This window comes from Schaalia sp. Marseille-Q2122 (genome assembly GCF_903645355.1).
Taxonomy (GTDB): domain Bacteria; phylum Actinomycetota; class Actinomycetes; order Actinomycetales; family Actinomycetaceae; genus Pauljensenia.
This window is the reverse complement of the sequence record NZ_CAHJXR010000005.1, coordinates 104,191-128,002: the sequence shown is the minus strand read 5'-3', so window position 1 is coordinate 128,002 and position 23,812 is coordinate 104,191. Positions and strand designations below refer to the sequence as shown.

17 protein-coding genes are annotated in these 23,812 nt (G+C 61.1%); 12 read left to right on the top strand and 5 right to left on the bottom strand.

Features of this window, described 5'->3' with window-relative positions; all coding sequences use genetic code 11:
• Position 1: 1 nt before the first annotated feature.
• Together HWX48_RS06780 and HWX48_RS06775 are read right to left on the bottom strand one after the other, a co-directional pair.
• Positions 2-799, bottom strand: coding sequence for an AIM24 family protein (locus HWX48_RS06780; protein ID WP_175955928.1), 798 nt, complete (start codon positions 797-799; stop codon positions 2-4).
• A gap of 101 nt (positions 800-900) precedes the next feature.
• Complete coding sequence (locus HWX48_RS06775) at positions 901-2,928, bottom strand: M13 family metallopeptidase (RefSeq protein ID WP_175955926.1); 2,028 nt, start codon at positions 2,926-2,928, stop codon at positions 901-903.
• Positions 2,929-3,195: 267 nt separating this feature from the next.
• On the opposite strand from HWX48_RS06775, the gene glpA reads away from it, so the two are divergent.
• The 3 genes from glpA to HWX48_RS06760 are packed head-to-tail and all read left to right on the top strand — an operon-like array spanning position 3,196 to position 7,279.
• Positions 3,196-4,782: an anaerobic glycerol-3-phosphate dehydrogenase subunit GlpA gene (glpA, locus tag HWX48_RS06770; RefSeq protein ID WP_175955924.1), complete on the top strand. Its 1,587-nt coding sequence runs from the start codon at positions 3,196-3,198 to the stop codon at positions 4,780-4,782.
• The gene (gene glpB / locus HWX48_RS06765) at positions 4,779-6,029 is read left to right on the top strand and encodes a glycerol-3-phosphate dehydrogenase subunit GlpB (RefSeq protein WP_175955922.1); all 1,251 of its coding nucleotides are present in this window, start codon (positions 4,779-4,781) and stop codon (positions 6,027-6,029) included. Before glpA ends, glpB begins: the two co-directional genes overlap by 4 nt.
• Positions 6,026-7,279 carry an anaerobic glycerol-3-phosphate dehydrogenase subunit C gene (locus tag HWX48_RS06760; protein ID WP_175955920.1) on the top strand — a complete coding sequence of 418 codons (1,254 nt, stop codon included), beginning with the start codon at positions 6,026-6,028 and terminating at the stop codon, positions 7,277-7,279. The genes glpB and HWX48_RS06760 overlap by 4 nt, the downstream gene beginning before the upstream one ends.
• A 35-nt stretch (positions 7,280-7,314) precedes the next feature.
• On the opposite strand, the gene HWX48_RS06755 is transcribed toward HWX48_RS06760, so the two are convergent.
• The 3 genes from HWX48_RS06755 to HWX48_RS06745 all read right to left on the bottom strand — a co-directional run bounded on the left by HWX48_RS06755 (position 7,315) and on the right by HWX48_RS06745 (position 9,151).
• A complete protein-coding gene (locus HWX48_RS06755; RefSeq protein ID WP_175955918.1) occupies positions 7,315-7,512 on the bottom strand; it encodes a helix-turn-helix transcriptional regulator in 198 nt (65 codons plus the stop codon).
• A gap of 4 nt (positions 7,513-7,516) precedes the next feature.
• Positions 7,517-7,972, bottom strand: a complete 456-nt coding sequence (locus HWX48_RS06750) for a hypothetical protein (protein WP_175955916.1) — start codon at positions 7,970-7,972, stop codon at positions 7,517-7,519.
• 108 nt (positions 7,973-8,080) lie between these two features.
• Entirely contained in the window at positions 8,081-9,151 is a 1,071-nt protein-coding gene (locus HWX48_RS06745; RefSeq protein WP_175955914.1) for an ankyrin repeat domain-containing protein, read from the bottom strand.
• Positions 9,152-9,288: 137 nt separating this feature from the next.
• On the opposite strand from HWX48_RS06745, the gene HWX48_RS06740 reads away from it, so the two are divergent.
• The 9 genes from HWX48_RS06740 (at position 9,289) to smc (ending at position 23,739) form a co-directional block, all read left to right on the top strand.
• Positions 9,289-10,047 (top strand): SDR family oxidoreductase, encoded by a 759-nt coding sequence (locus HWX48_RS06740; RefSeq protein WP_175955912.1) that lies wholly within the window; start codon positions 9,289-9,291, stop codon positions 10,045-10,047.
• A 132-nt stretch (positions 10,048-10,179) separates the two neighbouring features.
• Positions 10,180-11,229 carry a DUF4349 domain-containing protein gene (locus HWX48_RS06735; protein WP_175955910.1) on the top strand — a complete coding sequence of 350 codons (1,050 nt, stop codon included), beginning with the start codon at positions 10,180-10,182 and terminating at the stop codon, positions 11,227-11,229.
• Positions 11,230-11,677: 448 nt separating this feature from the next.
• Entirely contained in the window at positions 11,678-14,929 is a 3,252-nt protein-coding gene (gene ileS, locus HWX48_RS06730; protein ID WP_175955907.1) for an isoleucine--tRNA ligase, read from the top strand.
• Positions 14,930-15,172: 243 nt separating this feature from the next.
• Entirely contained in the window at positions 15,173-16,879 is a 1,707-nt protein-coding gene (locus tag HWX48_RS06725; RefSeq protein ID WP_175956251.1) for a folylpolyglutamate synthase/dihydrofolate synthase family protein, read from the top strand.
• A 97-nt stretch (positions 16,880-16,976) separates the two neighbouring features.
• Positions 16,977-17,969, top strand: a complete 993-nt coding sequence (gene dhaK / locus HWX48_RS06720) for a dihydroxyacetone kinase subunit DhaK (RefSeq protein WP_175955905.1) — start codon at positions 16,977-16,979, stop codon at positions 17,967-17,969.
• A 9-nt stretch (positions 17,970-17,978) separates the two neighbouring features.
• Complete coding sequence (gene dhaL / locus HWX48_RS06715) at positions 17,979-18,614, top strand: dihydroxyacetone kinase subunit DhaL (RefSeq protein ID WP_175955904.1); 636 nt, start codon at positions 17,979-17,981, stop codon at positions 18,612-18,614.
• Positions 18,614-19,342 (top strand): dihydroxyacetone kinase phosphoryl donor subunit DhaM, encoded by a 729-nt coding sequence (gene dhaM, locus HWX48_RS06710; RefSeq protein ID WP_175955902.1) that lies wholly within the window; start codon positions 18,614-18,616, stop codon positions 19,340-19,342. The genes dhaL and dhaM overlap by 1 nt, the downstream gene beginning before the upstream one ends.
• A 188-nt stretch (positions 19,343-19,530) precedes the next feature.
• Entirely contained in the window at positions 19,531-19,989 is a 459-nt protein-coding gene (gene ndk, locus HWX48_RS06705; protein WP_175955899.1) for a nucleoside-diphosphate kinase, read from the top strand.
• Between the two features lie 108 nt (positions 19,990-20,097).
• The gene (gene smc, locus HWX48_RS06700) at positions 20,098-23,739 is read left to right on the top strand and encodes a chromosome segregation protein SMC (protein ID WP_175955897.1); all 3,642 of its coding nucleotides are present in this window, start codon (positions 20,098-20,100) and stop codon (positions 23,737-23,739) included.
• Positions 23,740-23,812: the final 73 nt, after the last annotated feature.

Sequence of the window (23,812 nt, the reverse complement as noted above, 5' to 3'; positions counted from 1 at the left end):
ATCAGGCGCGCGACACGGCGTTGAGCAGGGGAGACGTGCTCGCAACAGGGGACATGAGCACCCGGCCAGTGCCCGAGTAGACATTCACCAAGCCCTCACCCGAAGCCATAGAACCCATCAGGCTCTTCGAGCTGCGCTCCACGGTGAAGTTCAGGGAACCTGACCACGCCACAGCCAAAGACCCGTCGACCTTGAGCACATCGTCTTGGAGTTCAACCTCAATGAGTTCGGCCCGAGGGACGAAAGACTCCAGCAGCACCACGCCCTGCCCGGCCAGAGCCAGGTTAAAGAAGCCTTCGCCACCAGCGAAAGCAGAAGACATGCTGCTCCGGTGAACGAGCTTTTGCTGGACCGTGGACTCACAGGCAAGGAACATGCCGTCTTCAACAACGAGGTTGCCGTTCCAGTCAGCCAGATCCACCGCCAAGAGGTGCTTGTAGGTGGGTTCCAATGCGACCAGGCCAGAACCGCTGTATTCGGGCTTCACAGCGGACTCGCCCGTGACTGTGCTGCGCAGCATCTTGCCGAGCATGTCACCAGCCCCTTTAACGCCGCTGGTGAGAGAGACATTGCCCACCATCCACTGCATGGCGCCAGCCTGAAGAGTGACAGCTGAGTTATTCAGCTTGGCGATGGCCTGGCGGCGGCGGACATTCATCTTGCCTGCGAAGTAGGCGGTCTGCGCCGAAGACAGATCGACAGACAGATCACGGTTGTACTCGATGATGTCGAAAGCCCCGAGGGACTGCACAAGGGTGATGTCGTCATTGTCAATGAGGTTACGAACGAGGAAAGCCATGGGGTGCTCCTTCTAGTCAGAATGATTCGTCTCGAGATATCTAAGTGAAAAGGCGTGGTTGGCGCCGCTTGAGTGCAGGCGCCGACCACGCCCTGAGGGTGCTACCAGATACGCACGCGGTCCTCAGGGGCGATCCACAGCGCGTCGCCCTCGGCAACATGGAAACTCTCAGCGAAAGCATCCATATTGGCCAGCACCTGGTTACAGCGGAACTCTGCGGGGGAGTGGGGGTCAATGGCGAGCAACTGGATGGCGTACTCATTGCGAGTCTTCGTGCGCCACGCCCTGGCCCACGCAGCAAAGAAACGCTCAGCACCGGTCAGACCATCAATAATCGGGGCATCCTCAACGCGCTCAACACCCTGTTCCTTAAGTAGTGCCACCCACGCCTTCCATGCGATGGTGAGGCCACCGAGGTCGCCAATATTCTCACCAATCGTCAGCGCGCCATTAACGTGGTAGCCGCCCTCGGGGCCCTCCACATCTGCCAATGCGGCTGGCACACACACGTCGTATTGAGCGATGAGTGCGCGGGTGCGTTCCTCGAAGCGCTCGCGGTCCTCGTCCTCCCACCAGTTCGTCAGGTTGCCCTGAGCATCAAATTGGGAGCCCTGATCGTCAAAACCATGCCCGATCTCGTGGCCAATAACCGCGCCGATCGCACCAAAGTTCACAGCGGGGTCAGCCTCGACATCAAAGAAGGGAGGCTGGAGGATTGCTGCGGGGAAGACAATCTCATTCATCGTGGGGTTGTAGTAGGCGTTGACTGTTTGAGGGGTCATAAACCACTCGTCGCGGTCAACGGGAGTGCCGAGTTTGCCCCACTCGTAGTCGGTTTCAAAGTCTGCGGCTGCGCGGATGTTGTCGACCAGGGAGGCCTCGGGAGAGATTTCGAGGCCGCTGTAGTCGCGCCACTTCGTGGGGTAGCCGATCTTGGGGTTAAAGGTGGCGAGCTTTTCCAACGCGCGTGCCTTGGTTGCCTCGCCCATCCAATCCAAGGAACGGATGGATTCACCATAGGCGTCCAACAGGCGACGCACGAGGTCGTCCATGGCCTCCTTATGCGTGGGCGGGAAGTGGCGCTCCACCCACAGGCGCCCCAGGGATTCGCCAAGGGTGCCTTCGACGAGGGACATGGCCCGCTTCCAACGCGGGCGCAGTTCCTCGGTGCCAGCGAGGGTGCGCGAGTAGAAGTCGAAGGATTCGTTGACGAAGTCACTGGACAGCAGTGAGGAGTAGGAGTCAACGATCTTGCGTGCGAGCCACGCCTTCAGAGTAGTCAGGGGAGTGTCACGCCACAGGGCGGCAGCACCCTGGATGCAGTCCGGCTGGCCGACATTGAGATCGGGGCCTTCGGTGGGCACGTATCCGGCGTTGCGAGCCCATGCGTCCCAGTCGAAACCGGGGTAGTCAGCAACGATTCGAGCCCAGGAATGGGGGTTATTCGCCTTTTGGGTGTCGCGCAGGGTGACGGCATCCCAATGGAGGTCAGCCAGGGCGGTTTCAAAATCCATGACAGCCTGGGCGAGTTCAGCGGCATCCACCTTGGCGTAGTCGCTGGCCCAGGTGCTCATGTGGAGGGCGCGCTCAATGTGGGCAAGGTAGGCCTGGCGGATGGGCGCGTAGGCGTCCTCGTGGTAGTAGGACTCATCGGGCAGGCCAAGGCCGGCTTGTCCAAGGTGTGTCACGTATCGGGTGGTGTCGTTGAGGTCGTTACCGACGTAGGCACCAAAGAAGATGGAGATGCCTGTTCGCGCCAGCGCGCCAGTCAAGGCGGCGAGTGCATCATGGTCGCCTGCGGCGGCGAGGTCTGCGAAGAGGGGGAGGATGGGGGTAACTCCTGCTGCTTCGATGGCCTCTTCGTCCATGAACTGGGTGTAGAGGGTGGCGATTTTGGCGGCGTCTGGGTCGTCAATGTTGCCGGCGATGGCGTCGGTGACGATTGCTTTACCGCGTTCTTCTGACAGGTCACGGAGCGTATAGAAAGCGCCGTCTGTGGGGCGGTCGGCGGGGATGGTGTGTTCGCGCAGCCATGTGCCGTTGATGTGACGGAAGTAGTCGTCCTGGGGGCGGATCGTGCCATCCATTAAGGAAGTATCGAGGACGCGGGCCAAAAGGGTGTTTTCCATGTAGGCAAGCCTAGAGCGTTGGGCGCGCAGCTGAAGGGAGGACAGTGCGGCTGTGTGCTTTTGTCCGCTATTAGCGTTGCTGTTGAAAAAATCGCATCTGTGCCCTATGGGCTGTGATTCTGACAGTGTGTGCACATATGTTCATGAGGGGTGAACGTCCCACCATCTGGGATGAAAACACGAGATGATTTATTCCAGATGGTAGGCAATGGCGCCCTGTGACAGCACACATGCCACAAGGACGGACATGAAAAGAGTGATGCAGACATGAAGACTATGAGGACTGATGTCGTAGTCATCGGCGGTGGTTCCACCGGTGCAGGCGTCATCCGCGACGTCGCAATGCGAGGATTCGACGCCGTACTCATCGAACGTGGCGACCTCGCCCAAGGAACCTCCGGTCGCTACCACGGTCTACTCCACTCAGGCGGACGATACGTCGTCTCCGACCCGCACTCGGCCACCGAATGTGCCGAAGAGAATGCCATCCTCAAACGCATCAACGCCAACGCCGTGGAATCCAGCGGGGGCCTCTTCGTTGTCACCCCCCACGACGAAGAAGATTATGCCGATGGCTTCCTCGCAGCAGCCAATGCCACCAAAGTTCCCGCCGCTGAAATCTCCATCGCTGAAGCCCTCCGCCGTGAACCCCGACTCCACCCCGGCATCAAGCGCGCCTTTGAAGTTGAAGACGGCACCGTTGACGGCTGGCAAATGGTCTGGGGTGCCGTCCGCTCAGCGAAGGCCTACGGTGCCAAACTCTTGACCTACCACCGCGTCACCCAAATCCTGCGCGAAAACGACCAGGTCAGTGCCGTCATCGCCCACGACGAGCGCGGCGGTGAAGACATCATGATCGAGTGTCGCTTCGTCCTCAACTGCGGAGGCCCTTGGGCGGGCAAACTCGCTGAAATGGCCGACTGCCACGGCGTCGAGGTCGTCCCCGGCGCCGGCATTATGATTGCCATGAATCACCGCCTCAGCCAAAGTGTGATCAACCGCTGCGTCTACCCAGCCGACGGTGACATCCTCGTTCCCGTCCACCCCGTCTGCATTATCGGCACCACGGATATTCGCGCCGAAGATCCTGACGACCTTCCGATCCCGCAACTGCAGGTCCAGCAGATGCTTGACGCTGGCGAAGCCATGATCCCCGGCTTCCGTAAGTCCCGCGCCATCCACGCCTGGGCGGGCGCGCGTCCCCTCGTGAAGGATTCGCGTGTCTCTGAATCCGACACCCGCCACATGGGCCGCGGCATGAGCGTCGTCGACCACAGCCAGCGCGATGGACTCCAGGGATTGCTGACCATCGCTGGCGGTAAACTCACCACCTACCGCCTCATGGCCGAACGTATCGTCGACCACATGTGTGAGCAGATGGGGGAGAGCCGCCCCTGCCGCACCGCCGACGAGGCCGTGCCTGCCGCCGAAGATGGCCACACCTACGCCATCGGTCACCGCCTTGACGCGGTCGAACACGCCGGAAAGTCGCCGACCTCCCAGCAGATCATCTGCGAATGCGAGCTGGTGACCAAGCAGATGCTAGAAAAGGCGATGGACGACCTGCCTCAAGGCAACCTTGACGACGTACGCCGCCAGGTGCGCCTGGGCATGGGCCCCTGCCAGGGCGGCTTCTGCTCCCAACGAGCCACCGCCATCGCCCACGAACGCGGCGACGTGGACATCGAGCGTGCGACTGGCCTGCTGCGCCTCTTCTTGAAGAACCGTTGGATTGGCCTGTGGCCCATCCTCTATGGCGGGCAGGTTCGCCAGAGCGCGTTGGACGAGTGGATCCATGAGGGAATCTTGGACGTTGAGCACCTGCCTGAAGGGGCTAAGGAGGTCGTGCGATGAGGGACGCGGTCGTTATTGGAGCCGGTATTGCGGGCTTGGCAGCTGCCATTCGCCTGGCTGACGCGGGCGCTTCGGTCACCCTGGTCACCAAGGGTATTGGTGGTTTACAGCTCAGTCAGGGCACCATCGATATTCTTGGCTATGCTCCCGAAAAGGTCGGTGCGCCGCTGGAAAAGATCCCCGCCTACATCCGCTCGCGCCCCGGCCACCCCTACACTCACTTCACGCCCGCTGAGATTGGAGAGGCTGCCCGCTGGTCGCGCGATCTGCTCGGAGAAGATCTCCTAGTGGGGGACCCGGAGCACAACGTCATCTTGCCGACCGCTGTTGGTGCGCTTCGCCCCACCGCTTTGCCCCAACCGTCAATGATGGCTGGTGTGCCCACCCACGGTAAGCACTATGTGATTGTCGGACTGGAGCGCCTCAAGGACTTCTCTGCCCTGCTTATTGCCAATAATCTGGCCCGCCAGACGACGATCCAGGGCGGCCCCTTGCAGGCGCGTGCGATCACCGTTGACGTGGAGATCCGCCCCGGTGAGTACGACACCAACGGCGTCAACCACGCTCGGGCTTTTGACACGGAGGAGGCGCGCGATCGCCTCGTTGCTGCCATCAAACCTCACCTGCGTGAGGGCGAGGTCGTGGGGCTGCCCGCAGTGTTGGGCTTGAATGACCGTGATGCGTGGAAGGATATTCGCGACAAGCTCGGCCACGAGGTCTTTGAGATTCCGCTGCCGCCGCCGTCGGTTCCGGGCATGCGCCTCAATCAAGCGCTGACCGAGATCGCTAAGGGCAAGGTGCGTATCCTCATGGGAGCGGCTGTTATCGACCACGAAGAAAAGGACGGCCGACTCGTATCCGTGACCGTCTCTTCGGCGGGTCACCACAAGGTTTTGCGTGCTTCGCATTTTGTCCTTGCTGCAGGCGGTTTTGAATCTGGGGCTTTGGAGATGGATTCCTATTGCGTGGTGCGCGACACCGTTCTTGGTCTGCCGCTGGTGGGCACCGAAGGTCAGTTGCTTCACGCTGACTTCTGGGGTGCCGATCAGCCCTTGTTCCTGTCGGGTATTGCTGTTGATGACCAGATGCGCCCCATTGACGAGGACGGCGCAGTGGTGCTGGAGAATGTGCGCGCAGCGGGCGGGTGCCTGGCGGGCGCGACCCGTTGGCGTGAAAAGTCTGGTGAGGGCATTGCCTTGGCAACGGCTCTGCGGGCTGCTGATTCGATTGTGGAGGCACTGCGATGACCATCGAACACATGTCAATCCTTGACCTGAGCGAAGAAGACTTTGGCTTGCGTTCTACGCTGGATGCCTGCGTGAAGTGCACGATTTGTGAGACGCAGTGCCCGGTTGCCCGCGTAACCGACCTCTTTCCCGGCCCGAAGTTCGTTGGCCCGCAGGGCGAGCGCTACCGCAAGGACGGCCAGATTGTTGATTCCTCGATCGACTATTGCTCTTCGTGTGGCACCTGCACGCTGGTGTGCCCGCAGGGTGTGAAGGTTGCTGAGATCAACCACCACGCGCGCACAGCCATGAAGCAGGAGAAGGGTATTTCTCTGCGTGACAAGCTCATCGCCCGCACGACCTTCATGGGGAAGGCAATGACGCCGGTGGCGCCGATTGCGAACTGGGCGCTGGGTGTGAAGCCGATCCGAATTATTACCGAGGCTGTTATCGGTATTCACCGTTCTGCTCCCATGCCGACAGCTCAGACGAGGACTTTCGAGTCGTGGTTTAGGAAGCACACGCCACTACCGAAGGCGGGGACGAATGGCCAGCAGGTGATCTTCTTCCACGGCTGCGCGGGTGAATATTTCGAGGTTGAGACCTCCATCCACTCGGTGCAGGTCCTGGAGCATCTGGGCTATGAGGTGCTTGTCCCGCCCCATGGATGTTGTGGGTTGGCTCTACAGTCCAATGGCCTCTACGACGACGCCCGCAAGTACGTGTCTAGGCTGAGCAATGACCTGCGTGCCGCGAACCGTGACGCGTTGATTGTCACGGCCTCAGGGTCTTGTGGTGGCATGCTCAAGCATGAGGCGAAGGATATCTTGCGTATGGATACGCCGGAGCTGAATGACGTATCGGTGCGTACTCGCGATATCTGCGAGTTCCTCATGGACCTGTACGACGAGGGCAAGCTAGATCTGAACTTCCAGCATATGGATCTGACCATTCCCTACCATGCTCCCTGCCAGCTCAAGAGCACCGGCATGGGTATGCCCGCAGTGGAGCTCATGGGCTTGATTCCTGGCGTGAAGGTGGTCGAGTCTGGCCAGCCCTGCTGCGGTATGGCCGGTACCTATGGTGTGAAGAAGGAAAAGTACGACATCGCCCAGGCAGTGGGCCAGCCCGTCTTTGACTTCATTAAGCAGGTCAATGCTGAGCTGGCGGCCTGCGATACGGAGACCTGCCGTTGGCAGCTGCGCACCGCAACGGGTGCCAATGTCGTCCACCCCATCTGGCTAATTCACAAGGCCTATGGCCTGAGCTGAACGCGTCCGCGTGGAGTGTGGCCCGCAATCCGCGATCAGAGTTCGTCGGGGAAGAAGATACTCTCCAGAGGCTGTTCGAAGGTTTGAGCAATGGCAAAAGCCAGGGGCAGTGAGGGGTCGAAGCGTTCTTTTTCGATGGAGATGATGGTTTGGCGTGAGACTCCCAAGAGCTTTCCGAGTTCTTCTTGAGATAGGCCGCGTTCTTTGCGCAGTTGGGCAACGATATTTTTCATGCCGTCACTTCCTACGTGTTTCATACATGTAGGCGGCCAGGACGACCAGTACTTGGGTGGACACGACAGCGTTGAGGACGTTGGCAATCTCCTGATAGCCGAAGGCGGTGCACACCGCTAAAGCGATGGAAAAAATAGCCATCGTCACCAGATACGCGTTGAAAGTGGCATTCTTTGCCCACATGCGTTCGATGGTGTCTTCAGGATTGCGCACTGCGCCGCGGATTGTGCTCGGATCGACTAGGGCAAGCCAGGCGGCTGAGGTTGCGACTGGTACAGATAGGCCCCAGTAGAAGGTCACGTTATACCACCACTGACTGGGGTCAGCATGGAAGTGGGTGGTTAAGAGTGCAAAAACAGTGGCAATGATGAGGCCGCAGGGGATGGCAACTAGTACAGCGGAGCGGCGAGGTGCTCGGCCAAACTTGATGCGTCCGAAGGTGAGTTGCGTGTCGTTCATGGTCAGACCTCCAGACAAACAATCGGTAGTAAGGAGACAGTATGTCAAGGACACTTTACTGTCAAGTGTCCTTGACATTAATTGTGTTGGAGGACCATGTAGAGTGCGTTAACGCGTATAAGCGGGAGCCTCTAAAACAATCGGCATGGGGTTTGCTGCCACCCACAGAACACTCAACTCACACAAGCTCTCCGTGGCGCCATGACCGCTAGAACCAGAAGCGGAAAGCGTGGCAATAAGTGTCCGCGCTTCTTTCAGCTTATCGTCAGCAAGCGGCGTGCCAGAAGCGAAATGCTGCTCCAATGCGCTCAACATCAGGCGATAGTCCTGATCCCAATTCACACCGCCATTCCTGCGGATTTCATCGTGCACACGCCCCGCTATGCGAATGGCCTCTCCCTGCATCGTTGTCGCTGGGCCGCTGGAAGGAACCAGCAGATTCCATAGTGTCTCGTACTGCTCCCTCCAGGGACCCTCCGCCACAACGATGGGGGAGGCCCCGTCGTGAACGCGGCGTTGCGCAACTGGCGTGACATTGAAGAGGCTATACAGTCTTTCCAGCCCCGCATCCACCTCAGCCAGACGCTCCTTGCTAAATCTCTCCCGGTGGAACTCAAACTCTTGACCGATTCGCTTCACGTTCTCGAGCATGTCCAGTGTTACCGCCTCACCCGCCTGCAGTAACTCTGCTGAAATCTCGGCCGCCTGCGGAATGTCAATATTGCGACAGGCAGAGAGTGCCACAGCAAGAGGGCTCTGCCCACGAGCGTTTCTCGCCGTAATATTCGCCCCTTTTTCCACTAGGAGGCGAACAGTATCCGCCCGAAAGTATCGCGCGGCAGCATGGAGAGGCGTACCACCGTCCTTATCGGTCGCGTTGAGATCCCCTCCCAGATCTACGAGTGCTTTTACTGCCTCTCCTCCGCAGGCCGCTTGCGCATGTAACGGTGTCTGCCCGTAATAGTTTCTGGCATTGATATCCGCGCCCTGCTCTGCGAGCCAGAAGATAAGTTCAATGGGGACATCCCGGTGATGAAGGGCTGTATTTAATCCGAAACGCCCATCGTAGGTAGCGTTCAGGTCGCACTGAGTGTAGAGGGCTATGAGGGCTTCGGTATCACCCGCTTCGATGAGTTCGTTGAAGGCCTTCGGTAGAGTGACCCTCTTCTTTTTTGCCATGGTCTCTCATCTCCTTCGATGATTACTTCTAACGCGCAGGGTTTTGATGATATTTCTGATTCTAGGGGTTGTAGAGTGCCAATTGGAGGGCCTCTCTATACTGATCTCGATAGATCTTTCCTCGTCAGGAGGCCGCAATGGCTGAGAATACCCCTGTTTCCCGACGCGCGGTTGTCACCGGAGCTTCGACGGGCATCGGCGAGGCCACCGTCCGCCTCCTGTGCGCTCACGGCTGGCAGGTTGTGGCCCTCGCTCGACGAGCCGACCGCCTGCAGGCTCTGGCCGAAGAAACCGGATGTCAGTGGGCCTCCATTGACCTGCGTGACGAGGACAGCGTGCGTGCCCTCGCTGCTCGCCTCCAGGACAGTGGGCCCGTCGATGCCCTTGTCAATAATGCGGGTGGAGCTTTGGGGACAGAAAGCATCGCTGACGCCGATCCCGACAAGTGGCTGGCCATGTTTGACCGCAATGTCATGACCGCCCTGCACGCCACCCGCGCCTTCCTGCCCGCCATGCGTGAGCGCGGCGGCGACCTCGTCTTTCTCACCTCCACAGCGGCGCACGACACCTACCCGGGTGGCGGCGGCTACGTTGCCGCCAAACATGCCGAGCGCATTATTGCTAATACGCTGCGCCAAGAGCTTGTCGGCGAGCCTGTGCGCGTCATGGAGCTTGCACCCGGCATGGTGAAAACCGAAGAGTTTGCGCTCAACCGGCTGGGCAGCTCTGAGGCTGCTGCGAAGGTTTACGAGGGCGTTGCCGAACCCCTCGTTGCCGAAGATGTGGCCGAGGCGATCGTGTGGATGCTGGAGCGTCCGCGCCACGTCAATATCGATTCGATGATTATTCGCCCGCGCGCTCAGGCGACGAACACTCTGATTGCACGACAGCTCTGACATCGCTGGCCGGTAGAGGAATCATGCCAACAGCCTGGGCGTAGGCTGCGGAAAGGTTGCGAGCCCATCGCTTTTCGGTAAAGAAGACTCATTGCGATTGCCAAAGCTTAGGTCATGCTTCATGCTCGACATATGGCTACTCACACTGCAATGAAGCGTCGTCGATCAGGCCTATCCGCTCTTGCGGGAGGCGTAGCACTACTTGCCCTTGCTCTTTCGTTGACTGGTTGCGCAAACTCTCCGATGAGCTCCGCCGATAGTGCCGCTGAGCCTGCCATCGGTCGAATGATGGAGTCTCAATCCCCTGACTTTAAGGACGCAGGTGAGGTCGGAGCAGCTCCCATGGCAGCGGACACAGCCGCAGGAGGGCCGCTCCCAGCGGCAACACACGCCTTGGACCAGTCGATTATTAAGAGGGGTACCGCGCGACTGGTTGCGGACAACCCTGAAGAAACCTTCACCACCATGGCCTCTGACGTGGCAGCCCTTGGTGGGAGTGTGAAGGATTCGAGCATTAACCCGTTGGATTCTGGTCCTTTCGTGTGGGCCACCTTGCGCATTCCCGCCAAGAAATTTGACGCCTTCGTCGCCACCATGTCTACCTACGGCACAGTGGAGGAAATCTCCACCTCGACCGAGGACGTCGGTGCGCAAATCGCTGACCTCGACGCGCGCATCCAGGCTTTGGAGGCATCAATTGCCCGCCTGCGTGACCTCATGGCAAAGGCCGACACGACGGCTGACCTTCTGGAGGCAGAATCCCAGATGACCAGCCGCCAAGCCGAACTGGACAGTATGAAAGCCCAGCGCTCCTGGTATGGCGATCAGGTGGAGATGTCGACCTTGGACGTGAGCATCACCAGCCCGTTGTCGTTTAAGGGTGAGTCAGGATCGGTGTGGGAGCAATCCTGGCAGGGATTCGTCTCAGGCGTCACCACGATCGTGGTGGCAATCATCTGGCTGCTCCCCTGGGCGATTCTTCTGGCCATCATCCTTGTGCCTTTGCTTATTTGGCGAGGGCGTCGCCGCCGCGCGAAGCTCGCACAGAAAGCGCAGTTGGAGGGGAATACCTCTGGTGGACTCAACGCTCAAGCCTCTTGTGAACGCTCTGTTCAACCCGGAGACTTCCCACCTCCCACAGAAGAAACGGATGCGTCCTTGCCTGAGGCGCCACGAACCTGATACTCGGCTCACCCTCGTCGGCATCGCCGCTGCGTGACAGAGAAAAGGTGTGCGGCTGCGTGCTTGTGCCTCGCAGCCGCACACTCATATCAGCCGCGCGTCCCGTACACGTGTGCAGAACAACACTGGGCAGCTTCGCCTCTATCATGCCCAATGAGTTAGCATGAGCAGTGCGTTGAACCAGCCCCACAACGGGGGTATCACTGGGGAGCATCCGGAAGAACAGAGAACGCCACGTGGCAGCCTCCCATTAGAACCGGACGGGTAAGCCCGACACAGCTGCAATGAGCGGCGAACGCTCACCCCGCGTCGACCTCGTCAAACGCCTGCAAACGGCGGACGAACAATGGGTCGACAGTGGGGGAGTGGACGCAAGCGGGGTGGTACCGCGGGAGTCAGCACACGCTGAACCTCGTCCCTGTGGACAATGAACGACGCAGAGGACACCATGACTAAGCACGGGTTCTACCCCCGCCACCGCGCCACCGAGGTTGAAGCATCCGTCTCCTTCCCCGCACTCGAAGGCGAAACCCTCGCATACTGGCGCGAAAACGGGACTTTCCAAAAGTCCGTCGACATGCGCCCCGCAGGCGACAATGGCAACAACGAATTCGTTTTCTACGACGGCCCTCCCTTCGCCAACGGTCTGCCCCACTACGGGCACCTGCTCACCGGCTACGTCAAGGACGTCGTCGGCCGCTACCAGACCATGCGCGGACACCGCGTGGAGCGCCGCTTCGGCTGGGACACCCACGGCCTGCCTGCAGAACTCGAAGCTCAGCGTCTGCTCGGCATCGACGACATCTCCGAAGTCACCCGCGACGGCGGTATCGGCATTGAGCGCTTCAACGACGAGTGCCGCTCCTCCGTGCTTCGCTACACCAAGGAATGGGAAGACTACGTCACCTGCCAGGCGCGCTGGGTTGACTTCGACAACGACTACAAGACCCTGGACCTGAGCTACATGGAGTCGGTCCTGTGGGCCTTCAAGACCCTCTACGACAAGGGCTTGGCTTACGAGGGACACCGCGTTCTGCCCTACTGCTGGAACGACCGCACGCCCCTGTCCAACCACGAACTCAAGATGGACGACGAGGTCTACCAGACCCGCACCGACCAGACCGTCACCGTCGGCGTGCGCCTGGAAACCGGGGAACTGGCCCTCATCTGGACCACCACCCCCTGGACCCTGCCCTCTAACCTGGCTGTCGCCGTTGGCCCCGACGTCACCTACGTGACCGTTGAGCCCACCGAGGGCGACCTGGCCGGTGAAAAGGTCATCCTCGCCAAGGACCTGCTGGCCGCATACGCCAAGGAACTCGGCGAAGAACCCACCGTCGTCGCTGAAACCCTCGGCGCTGACCTGGTGGGCCGCCGCTACACGCCGATCTTTGACTACTTCGACAACGAGGAAGCCCGCTCCGACAAGGGCGCCCCCGGCCCCAACGCCTGGACGATCATTCCCGCTGACTTCGTCACCACCGAGGACGGCACCGGCCTGGTCCACATGGCCTCCGCCTTTGGTGAAGATGACATGATCGCCTGTCTGGCCGCCGGCATCCGCACCGTCGTCCCCGTCGACGAGGGCGGCTGCTTCACCTCTGAGGTGCATGACTACGCGGGCATGCAGGTCTTTGAATCCAACCGCTACATTGTCGCTGACCTGCGTGACGGCACGGGCCCCATGGCCCGCCGTGACGAGGCTGTGCGCGCTGTCCTCGTGCGCCAGGCCTCCTACGCCCACTCCTACCCGCACTGCTGGCGCTGCCGTCAGCCCCTTATCTACAAGGCCGTGTCCTCCTGGTTCGTGAAGGTCTCGGAATTCCGCGATCGCATGGTCGAACTCAACCAGCAGATCACCTGGGTGCCCGCCCACACCAAGGACGGCATCTTCGGCAACTGGCTGGCCAACGCCCGCGACTGGTCGATCTCCCGAAACCGCTTCTGGGGCGCACCCATCCCCGTGTGGGTCTCGGATAACCCCGACTACCCGCGCATCGACGTCTACGGCTCCATTGCTGAGCTGGAAGCTGACTTCGGCGTGCCCGTCACCGACCTGCACCGCCCCTTCATCGACACGCTCGTGCGTCCCAACCCCGACGACCCCACCGGCGAGTCGATGATGCGTCGTATTCCCGACGTCCTGGACTGCTGGTTCGAGTCGGGCTCCATGCCTTTCGCTCAGGTGCACTACCCCTTCGAGAACCGCGACTGGTTCGAGAACCACTACCCGGGTGACTTCATCGTCGAATACATTGGTCAGACCCGCGGCTGGTTCTACACCCTGCACGTCCTGGCCACAGCCCTCTTTGACCGTCCCGCCTTCACCAACTGTGTCTCTCACGGCATCGTGCTGGGCGATGACGGGCGCAAGATGTCTAAGTCGCTACGCAACTACCCCGACGTGTCGAAGGTGTTCGCCTCGCATGGCTCGGACGCCATGCGCTGGTTCCTTATGAGTTCCCCGGTGGTGCGCGGCGGTAACCTCGTGGTCGCTGAAGAAGGCATCCGGGACACGGTGCGTCAGACTCTGCTGCCCCTGTGGAACACCTACTACTTCTTCACCCTTTACGCGGGCGCTGCCAATAAGGGCGAGGGCTTCGAGGCCACTCGCGTGCCCCTGAACGATCCGGCCGCCGTGGCGCAGTTGGGTGTCATGGACCGCTACCTGCTGGCCCACACCGCCACCCTGGCTGAGCAGGTCCGTGAGGATCTGGACGCTTACGACATTGTCTCCGCGTCCGAACGCATCCGCGCCTACCTGGATGTGCTGACCAACTGGTATGTGCGCACTCAGCGCCAGCGTTTCTGGGATGAGGACGCCGCTGCCTTCAACACTCTCTACACCGCGCTGGTGACCCTCAGTGAGGTCGCTGCACCCCTGCTGCCCCTGCTCACTGAGGAAATCTGGCGTGGCCTGACCGGTGGCGAGTCCGTGCACCTGGTTGATTGGCCTACCGTTGACCTGGCCGTGGTGGATGCCGAACTGGTGGCCGCCATGGACGAGGTGCGTGACGTGGTCTCTGCCGCTCACGCCCTGCGTAAGACGAACTCCCTGCGCGTGCGCCAGCCGCTGGCCTCCATGCGCGTGGTGTCGGAGCAGGCGGCCGGACTGGCACCCTTTGCTGAGCTGGTGGGCTCTGAGGTGAACGTTAAGGACGTTATCGTGCAGGTCCCGGCTGAGTGCGGCCTGGAGGTCAACACGGTCCTCAACCTCAACCCGCGTGCGTTCTCCCCTGAGATTCGTAAGGTCACCTCCGGCCTCTTTGCCGCCCAGAAGGCGGGCGCGTGGGAGCTCGTTGACGAGGGCGCCGCCGTCGTCTTCCCCGGCGTTGAGGTCGAGGGTGCCCCGGTGCGCCTAGAGGGTGAGCAATTCTCCGTGACCACCTCGGTCAATGCCGCTGAAGGTCAGGTTGCGACGGTCTTGGGTAACGGTACCTTCGTCGTGCTTGACACCGAGCTGACCGATGAACTGGTCGCTGAAGGTTACGCGCGTGACCTCATTCGCGCCATCCAGGATGAGCGTAAGAACGCGGGCCTGCACATCGCCGACCGCATCAACCTCAGCCTCACCGTCCCCGCCGAGCGCGTCGCCGACGTGGAGGCGTGGCGTGACATGATCGCCCATGAGACTCTGGCTGTGTCTGTGGCGGTCAACGCCGGTGAGGGCAAGATCCAGATCACCTGCGAAAAGGCCTGATTGATTCCCTGAATCTAACAATGGGGGCGCTCCCAGTAGGGGAGCGCCCCCATTGCATGACGCGCCTCGATCATTCCCACGCCGCGTGCGTGCAGAATCGTCCACAAGCGAACACACCAGGCGCGCGAGGGCACGGGCGCCCACCCCTTCCTATACTTAAGAGCCGTGGGCGCACGCCCACACCACCCCAAGCGCTCGCGGGCACTGCTTGAATGGCCCGCTGAGATGCTCCCCGTTTTACCTATGGAGGTCACTGTCGTGGGCAACGATCATGCAGCATTCTTCGGTGAAGACACTGAAGAACCGCGCGGTATCCCCGCTGACCTCCTGCCCTACCTTGAAGCTGCCGACGAGGTTGACGCTGACACCCTCACCACCGAGGTCGCCCTCGCCGATGAGGAAGAAGCCGCAGAAGAGGAACGCGCAGCCGCCCTGCGCGCACTCATTGAGAACTCCTTACTGCTGGGCCCTGACCCTGCGGTTCTCGCTGAGCTCGGCCTCGACGAGGACGACGACTACTGGGAGGAAGAGGACACTGCGGGCGAGCCCACATCCTCGGCTGGCTCCCACGAAGAGGCCCTCGATGCCGCAGAACACGATGTGCGCGAACGGAACGCCGTCGAAGCGATCTACCAGAGCATCATCGCCCGCGCCCCCGAACACAAGATTCAGCCCTCCTTGGAGCGTGTGCGGGCCGTCCTCGACATTCTGGGCGACCCGCAGAACACCTACCCCAGCGTGCATATCACCGGCACCAACGGCAAGACCTCAACCGCTCGCATGACTGACGCGCTGCTGACCGCGATGGGCATGAGGGTTGGCCGTTTCACCTCGCCCCACCTGAGCGACGTGCGTGAACGCATCAGCCTCGAAGGTGAGCCCATCTCCCGCGCGGGATTCATCGCCGCGTGGGAAGACATCGCCCCCTACGTGCAGATGGTCGATGAACGCTCAACCAGCGAGGGCGGCCCCGTCCTGTCCTTCTTCGAGGTATTCACCGTGATGGCTCTGGCAGCCTTTGCTGACTACCCCGTCGATGCCGCTGTCGTCGAGGTGGGTCTGGGTGGCCAGTGGGACGCCACCAATGTGCTCAACGGTGACGTTGCCATTATTACCCCCATTGGTATGGACCATACGAAGTGGCTGGGCTCCACGCTGGAGGATATCGCTCGGGAAAAGGCCGGCATTATTAAGCCGCGTCAGACGGTCGTCATTGCCAAGCAACCCACGGCCGAGGTCCTCGACATTCTTGTTGAGCGCGCCCGCGAATGCGACGCCACCGTGCGTGTTGAGGGCCGCGATTGGGAGGTTCTCTCCACGCAATTAGCGGTCGGTGGTCAGATGATCACCGTGCGAACCCCAGCGGCTGTGTATGAGGATCTGTTCATCCCCCTGCACGGTGAACACCAGGCACACAACGCTGCTGCTGCCCTCGTCGCCGCAGAAGCCTTCATTGGTGGGCGCGCTGTGGATGGGCAGATTGTGGAGCGTGGCTTGATGTCTGCCTCGTCGCCGGGGCGCCTGGAGGTCGTGCGCACCTCTCCAACAATCATTGTTGATGCTGCACATAATCCCGCAGGCGCGCGGGTCCTCGCTGACGCTGTCGAAGCCAGCTTCGACTTCACCCGCCTTGTCGGCGTCTTTTCAGCCATGGGCGACAAGGACGTTGAGTCCATCCTCGCCGAGGTCGAACCCCGCATTGAACACCTCGTCATCACCGAGATGGACGGCGAGCGCGCAATGCCCCTTGACCAGCTACAAGAGCTTGCCCACGATGTCTTTGGTGAGGATCGGGTGACGGTTGCCGACACCCTCCCTCAGGCCATCGAAGCAGCCGTTCACGACGCGGAGGCGACACCTGACCCTGCAACCTCCACCGGCGTCATCATCTTCGGATCAGTAGTCCTTGCCGGCATGGCTCGAGAACTCCTACGCCCGACCCCAATGTGACAAAAACTCTCGCAAACATGGGGGAGCAATGGCACCATTGAAGCGGGGATAGATTCCACTCCGGATCACTTCAACTCCCATGATGCAAGGAGGCACCATGAAAAAGCTGGTCAATGACGTCCATTCCGTTGTCCGTGAATCCCTCGAAGGCTTTGCCCTCGCTCACTCTGACCTGATCGAAGTCCATTTCGACCCCGACTACGTCACCCGCCGCACCCCCAAGGCGCACGGCAAGGTCGGCATCATCTCCGGCGGCGGTTCAGGCCACGAGCCCCTCCACGCTGGCTACGTCGGTGAAGGCATGCTCGACGCGGCAGTGCCCGGAGCCGTTTTCACCTCACCTACCCCCGATCCGATCCTTGAAGCCACCAAGGCTGCCGACCACGGCGCGGGCGTTGTGCACATCGTCAAGAACTACACAGGTGACGTGCTCAACTTCGAGACAGCCGCTGAGATGGCCGAAATGGAAGACATTGAGGTCACGACAGTCCTCATCAACGATGACGTTGCTGTGGAAGACTCCCTCTACACCGCAGGCCGACGCGGCGTGGCCGGCACCGTCCTCGTTGAAAAGATTGCTGGCGCAGCGGCAGAACGAGGCGACGACCTGGCCACCGTCACTGCTATCGCCACCAAGGTCAATGAGCAGATGCGTTCCATGGGTCTGGCCCTTGGCCCCTGCACCGTCCCTCACGCCGGAAAGCCCTCCTTCGATCTGGGAGACAATGAGATTGAGCTGGGCATTGGTATTCACGGCGAACCCGGTTACCGACGCGGCGCTATGGAAACGGCAGACGCCCTCGTTGAGGAGCTCTACCTCAAGGTTCGTGATGATCTTGACCTGGCTGCCGGCGAGCGCGTGATCACCCTGGTCAACGGTATGGGAGGCACCCCCTCTGTTGAGCTCTACATCTGCCACCGCCGTCTAGCTCAGCTCCTTGAAGCTGACGGTGTTGACATTGCTCGAAGCATGGTGGGCAACTATGTCACCAGCTTGGAAATGCCTGGCGTTTCCGTGACTCTGCTTCGAGTCGACGACGCACTGCTGGAACTCTTCGACGCCCCAGCGTGCACACCTGCATGGAAGTGAGAGAACACAATGACTTGTGATGTTGCATGGGCACTGGCGTGGATGAAATCGGCGCGCCAGGTCATTGCTGACAACCGCGAACTGCTCATTGATCTGGATCGCCAGATCGGTGACGGTGACCACGGTGAGAATATGGACCGAGGCTTCGCCGCTGTTGTTGATGCCCTTGCAGGTCAAGAGTGTGCCACCGTCGCCGACGTCCTCAAGAGTGTCGCAAAGACCCTCATGTCGACCGTCGGCGGTGCCGCTGGCCCCCTCTATGGCACGGCCTTCCTACGCGCTGCAAAAGCTGCCCCATCGGCAGAACTCAGCAGCACTGAGGTCGTCGCCCTCATTGCCGGGGCGCTGGAGGGAATTCAGGCTCGCGGCAAGGCTGACCGAGGCGAAAAGACCATGGTCGACGCCTGGGGGCCGGCCCTGGATGCCGCCCAGGCGGCCTGCGACGCTGGGGCGGATGCCGCTGCCGTCTACGAGGCCGCTGTCGCCGCCGCCTACGAGGGTGCCCTCGCTACCGAACCGATGCAGGCAACGAAAGGTCGCGCCTCCTACCTGGGGGAGCGTTCCATTGGTCATATTGACCCTGGCGCACTGTCCTCAGCGTTGATTCTCAAGGCTGGCCTTGACGTCATGGGAGAGGAGCGTTAATGCCAGAAGTTGCTTTTGTCATCGTCTCCCATTCCGAAGGCCTGGCTCAAGGGATCTGCGAACTCGCCGCTCAAATGGCGCCGGAGGTGCACTTTGAGGCAGCTGGGGGTTTGGATGTTGTCGCCGGAGAAACCCAGGCGGGCCTGGGCACCTCGTATGACAAGGTCGAGGCCGCCCTGAAACGAGCACTGGAGGTATCCCCTGGGGTCCTGATGCTCAGCGATTTGGGGTCGGCGACAATGACGATCGAATCGGTGCTGGAGTTCGCTGACGAGCCTGAACGGGTGCGTTTCGTGGATGCCCCGCTGGTTGAGGGTGCTGTTGCTGCCGCAGTGAAGGCGCAACTTGGTGAGGGGCTCGATAGTGTTGCACAAGCGGCGATTGAGGCCGGATGCCGCTACGCCCTCATCCACGCTGAATCCAGCTCGGGAGCTCCAAGTACCGTAGAAGAAGCTCTGCCTGAAAAGGCGATTCGTGTGAAGGGGACAGCCACGGTCGCTGACCCGGTTGGTCTCCACGCCCGTCCGGCTGCGGTCTTGGCTCGAATCGCGTCCCGTTTCGAGTCCGAGGTGACGGTGGACGGGGCTGATGCGATTTCTGTCCTTGACCTCATGTCCCTGGGGGTTACTCAGGGTCAGGATGTGACGGTGATTGCTGAAGGGCCCGATGCTGTGGAAGCTCTTGCAGCGGTGATTGCCACCCTGGAGGACCCTCAGCCCACAGCCTGATGCCCGTGAGGGCACAGGAGTGTCGAGGCAGCCAGATATCTTCGTCCTGTTCATAGGGTGAACGGGTGGGAGATCTGGCTGCCTCAACGCCTAATGTGGTGAAATCTAGGCCTTAGGGCCTATTATTGAGATCGCATGTATGAGTCAAATCCGCAACAGCGGATGGTGATGCCAACGAAGGATTACCTATGCCCAGTCCCGAACTGCTCAACCCTAACAAGCAACACACCCTCGTCCTCATTAAGCCTGACGGCTACACCCGCGGCCTCACAGGCGAGGTCCTGCGCCGCATCGAAGCGAAAGGCTACAAGCTGGTTGGCCTGAAGATTAAGAAGGCCTCCCCCGAACTCCTCGCTGAGCATTACGTTGAGCACCAGGGCAAGCACTTCTTCAAGGATCTTGTGGCCGTCATGTCTGCCGCGCCCCTCGTCGCCGTTGTCGTCGAAGGAGACCGCGTCATTGAAGGCGTGCGCACCATGATGGGTGCCACCAACCCCACCCTCGCAGCCCCCGGCACCATCCGCGGTGACCTCGGCCGCGACTGGGATACCCCGGCAGTTCAGAACATCGTCCACGGTTCCGACTCGCCCACCTCCGCCGACCGCGAGATCGCACTCTGGTTCCCTGAACTGGTCTTCCACGACTGAGGAACAACGACCTGAATCAGCGGGTTCTCCCCTGAATCGATAGGTCACAACAGCTCCGACGGGCCGCAGGCGCTACGAAAGCGCCTGCGGCCCGTATATTCTTAAAGCGTGCACCTGAAAACCCTGACTCTCCGAGGCTTCAAGTCTTTCGCGAGCGCAACCACGCTCAGCCTTGAGCCAGGGATCACCTGTGTCGTCGGCCCAAATGGTTCAGGCAAGTCCAACGTTGTTGACGCCCTCGCGTGGGTCATGGGAGAGCAAGGAGCGAAGAACCTACGCGGCGGGCAAATGGCCGACGTCATCTTTGCTGGCACCACCGGCCGCGCAGCCCTTGGGCGCGCTCAAGTGGATCTGACCATTGATAACACTGATGGCGCCCTGCCAATTGACTATTCCGAGGTGACGATCAGCCGCACCCTCTTCCGCGGAGGAGGCTCCGAATACTCCATTAATGGCGCGCCCGCCCGCCTTCTGGACGTTCAAGAACTCCTATCTGACACGGGTATGGGCCGCCAAATGCACGTCATCGTCGGCCAAGGCCAGCTTGACGCCATCCTCTCGTCCACACCAGAAGAACGCCGTGGATTCATCGAAGAAGCAGCTGGCGTGCTCAAACATCGCAGGCGCAAAGAACGGGCCCTGAAGAAACTCTCAGACATGGACGCCAACCTCGTGCGCGTCCTCGACCTGACCAACGAGCTCCACCGCCAACTCAAACCCCTCGCCCGCCAAGCGAAGGCCGCACGAAAAGCAGGCCTCATTCAAGCACGTGTCCGCGACGCCCAGGCGCGGCTCCTCGCAGATGACCTCGTGCGCGCCAAGGAACGCCTGGCCGCACAGAGCGACAATGACGAGGCCCTCACCAGGCGCAAGGCCGCCCTCGAAGAACAGATCGCCCACCTTCGCACCCACATTGCCACGCTGGAAAGCGAACACACAGCGGACTCTCCTCGCGTTGAAGCAGCAGCGCAGGCATGGCGAGAAACCACGGCCATTACCGAACGGCTCCGCGCAACCCTCATGACAGCGCAGGACCGTGCCGCAAGTTACGCCCAGCCTTCCTTGCCTCCCACGGGAGAAGACCCTGATGAGCTGGAACGCCGTGCTCAGGAAGCCACCGCCGAGGACGCGGAACTCCTCAAAGAAGTAGAGGAAGCTCACCGTCGGCTCAATGAACTCATTGAGGTGAAACGTCAGGCAGAGGAAGAGGACACACAGGCGAGTAAAGAACTTGCCCGCGTGAACCGCCTGCTCGCGGATTATCGTGAAAAGACCGCACGCCTCAGCGGCGATGTCGGCTCGGCCCGGTCCCGCCTCGAGGCCGCCCGCAATGAAGAACAGCGCGCCGCCCAAGCAGTTATCGCAGCTGACACCCGCGCCGAAGAAGCCGCCCGCGCCTACAAGCAGGCAGTGGGGGAGAGTGCACTGCCTGAGCGCGCAGAGGAAAACCCCGCCGCAATTGCCCACACCCAGGCGGTGGCCGCCCGCGACGCCGCCCGCGCCACCCTTGATGAACTCCTCCGGGCCGAGAGTGAAGCGCAAGCAGAACGTGCCCGCTGGGAGGCACGCCGCGACACCCTCGCCGAACATCTCACACCCGATGACGCAACCGGTACCCTGGCCGACAAACCCGGTTTCCTCTCTACGGTTCCCGAACTTCTTCACGCCGAGGAGGGCTGGGAGGACGCGCTGGCAGCCCTGCTCACGCCTTTTGCTGACGCGGCAGTCGTTGATTCAGTGGGGGCGGCAGTTGACCTGGTGCGTGAGGCGCGAGCGACGAACGCTGGGCGGATTCGTATGCTCCTAGCGGACTCCAGCGCCGATCTCCACCTCGCTGAGAGGAACACGCCCGAGGGGAACGTCCTGCCCGTCGGCACCCGCTGGGCCCTCGACAGTGTCACCATCGCCCCCGAACTGGAACGCACCGCGCGGGTTGTGCTGCACGGCTGCGTCCTCGCCGACACCCTTGAGGCAGCCACCGATGCCCTGACGCTCCCCGGCGTGCGCCTCGTCGCCACCCGCGAGGGCGATCTACTCAGCCCCGCCGCGCTCATCAGCGCCGGGCACGCCCACTCATCCGTGCTCACCCTGCACGCCCAATATGAGAGGGCTATCGCCGCAGCCCGCAACGCCGAAGAACGCGAAGAGCAGGCACGCGACCAACTCGCCGAAGCGACCGCCGCCCTTGACCTTGCCATCAAATCCGCCAATGAAGCCCTCAAAGCCCTACGTGAACAAGACGCCGAACATGCCCGCATCGCCCAGGAGCACGCTCGCCTGAGTTCAGCAGCTCAGGCCGCTGTCGCTGAAGCAGAACGCACCCGAAGCGTCGCCCAACGCGCTCAGGAGCAGACCGCTTGGGCTAGCGAACATCTGGCTCAAGTCGAAGCCCGGCTCGAGGAAAACAGCGGGGAAGCTCCCGAAGAAAACCTTGAGGCCACGCAGAAAACCGCCGATCAGGCGGCCAGCAATGCCCGCGAGGCCCGCGAAGCCGAAACGGCAGCACGCCTGGAGCTTCGGGCACTGGAAGAACGCGCCCGCCAAGCCCAAGCTCGCGCCCGCACCCTGCGCCAAAATGCTGCGCGTGAGCGTGAGGAACGTCAGCGCTACCTGCGCGCTGAGGAAGGCCGCAAACAGCGCTACGCCATTGCCAGCGCCGTCGTCGTCCAATGCGAACACGCCCTCGAAGCAGCAAGACGCGTCCTTGACAGGGTTGACGCTGAACGCCAGGCCGCTGAGGCAGCTCGCCTGGAACATCTTGAGGCAACCTCCCAGGCACGCAGAAACGTCGATGCCCTCACCCAAGAACTTGGTGAGGTCACCAGCGCTGTTCACCGTGACGAGGTTGCCCGCGCGGAAATGACCCTGCGCTACGAACAGCTGCGTGAGAAGGCCCTAGCGGAGGTCAAACTGGAAGAAGAGCAGCTCATCCAGGAATACGGGCCCCACAATCTTGTTCCTGAACTTCCCACGGAGCTTCCTGCTGATTTCCTTGACGATAACAGTGCAGAAGACGCCGGGCAGGGCAAAGCGGCGGGCACTTCCCAGAGTGATGACGGCGCGGAGGAATCCGTGCAGGCGCGTCCCTACGTGCGATCAGAACAGGAACAGGCTCTTGCCCAAGCCCAGCGTGAACTTGAACGCCTGGGTCGCGTGAACCCTTTGGCGTTGGAAGAACACGCCGCCCTCGCCTCCCGCCACGAATTCTTGGTCACCCAGGTGCAGGACCTGAAGAAGTCTAAGGCGGATCTGCTGACGATTATCGACGATGTTGATGCGCTGGTGGAGGCGGCTTTTACTTCGGCCTTTGAGGACACTGCCGAGCAATTCGCCCACACCTTCGAGGTCCTCTTCCCAGGCGGTGAAGGCAAATTGGTGCTCACTGACCCTGATGACATGCTGACGACCGGCATAGAGATCGAGGCGCGCCCGGCTGGCAAGAAAGTCAAGCGCCTGTCGTTGCTTTCAGGTGGCGAACGGTCGTTGGCGGCGGTGGCATTCCTCGTGGCGATCTTTAAGGCGCGCCCCTCGCCTTTCTATGTCATGGATGAGGTGGAGGCGGCCCTGGATGATGTCAACCTTTCGCGCTTGTTGACGATCTTCTCGGAGCTTCGCGAGTCGAGTCAGCTCATTATCATTACTCATCAGAAGCGGACGATGGAGATTGCGGATGCCCTGTATGGGGTGACGATGCGCGATGGTGTGACGCGAGTAATTTCCCAGCGTCTTCAGGAGTCAAGGAGGGCCTGAAAGGGCCTGTGACGTGCGTGACTGTGCGTTCAGAACGTGGACGTGTCGTGTCTTTCACTGAGCGAAGCTGTGG

Coding starts and splice junctions, on each gene's coding strand:
- HWX48_RS06780 (WP_175955928.1), bottom strand. CDS start 799: ATGGCTTTCCTCGTTCGTAACCTCATTGACAATGACGACATCACCCTT.
- HWX48_RS06775 (WP_175955926.1), bottom strand. CDS start 2,928: ATGGAAAACACCCTTTTGGCCCGCGTCCTCGATACTTCCTTAATGGAT.
- glpA (WP_175955924.1), top strand. CDS start 3,196: ATGAAGACTATGAGGACTGATGTCGTAGTCATCGGCGGTGGTTCCACC.
- glpB (WP_175955922.1), top strand. CDS start 4,779: ATGAGGGACGCGGTCGTTATTGGAGCCGGTATTGCGGGCTTGGCAGCT.
- HWX48_RS06760 (WP_175955920.1), top strand. CDS start 6,026: ATGACCATCGAACACATGTCAATCCTTGACCTGAGCGAAGAAGACTTT.
- HWX48_RS06755 (WP_175955918.1), bottom strand. CDS start 7,512: ATGAAAAATATCGTTGCCCAACTGCGCAAAGAACGCGGCCTATCTCAA.
- HWX48_RS06750 (WP_175955916.1), bottom strand. CDS start 7,972: ATGAACGACACGCAACTCACCTTCGGACGCATCAAGTTTGGCCGAGCA.
- HWX48_RS06745 (WP_175955914.1), bottom strand. CDS start 9,151: ATGGCAAAAAAGAAGAGGGTCACTCTACCGAAGGCCTTCAACGAACTC.
- HWX48_RS06740 (WP_175955912.1), top strand. CDS start 9,289: ATGGCTGAGAATACCCCTGTTTCCCGACGCGCGGTTGTCACCGGAGCT.
- HWX48_RS06735 (WP_175955910.1), top strand. CDS start 10,180: ATGGCTACTCACACTGCAATGAAGCGTCGTCGATCAGGCCTATCCGCT.
- ileS (WP_175955907.1), top strand. CDS start 11,678: ATGACTAAGCACGGGTTCTACCCCCGCCACCGCGCCACCGAGGTTGAA.
- HWX48_RS06725 (WP_175956251.1), top strand. CDS start 15,173: ATGGAGGTCACTGTCGTGGGCAACGATCATGCAGCATTCTTCGGTGAA.
- dhaK (WP_175955905.1), top strand. CDS start 16,977: ATGAAAAAGCTGGTCAATGACGTCCATTCCGTTGTCCGTGAATCCCTC.
- dhaL (WP_175955904.1), top strand. CDS start 17,979: ATGACTTGTGATGTTGCATGGGCACTGGCGTGGATGAAATCGGCGCGC.
- dhaM (WP_175955902.1), top strand. CDS start 18,614: ATGCCAGAAGTTGCTTTTGTCATCGTCTCCCATTCCGAAGGCCTGGCT.
- ndk (WP_175955899.1), top strand. CDS start 19,531: ATGCCCAGTCCCGAACTGCTCAACCCTAACAAGCAACACACCCTCGTC.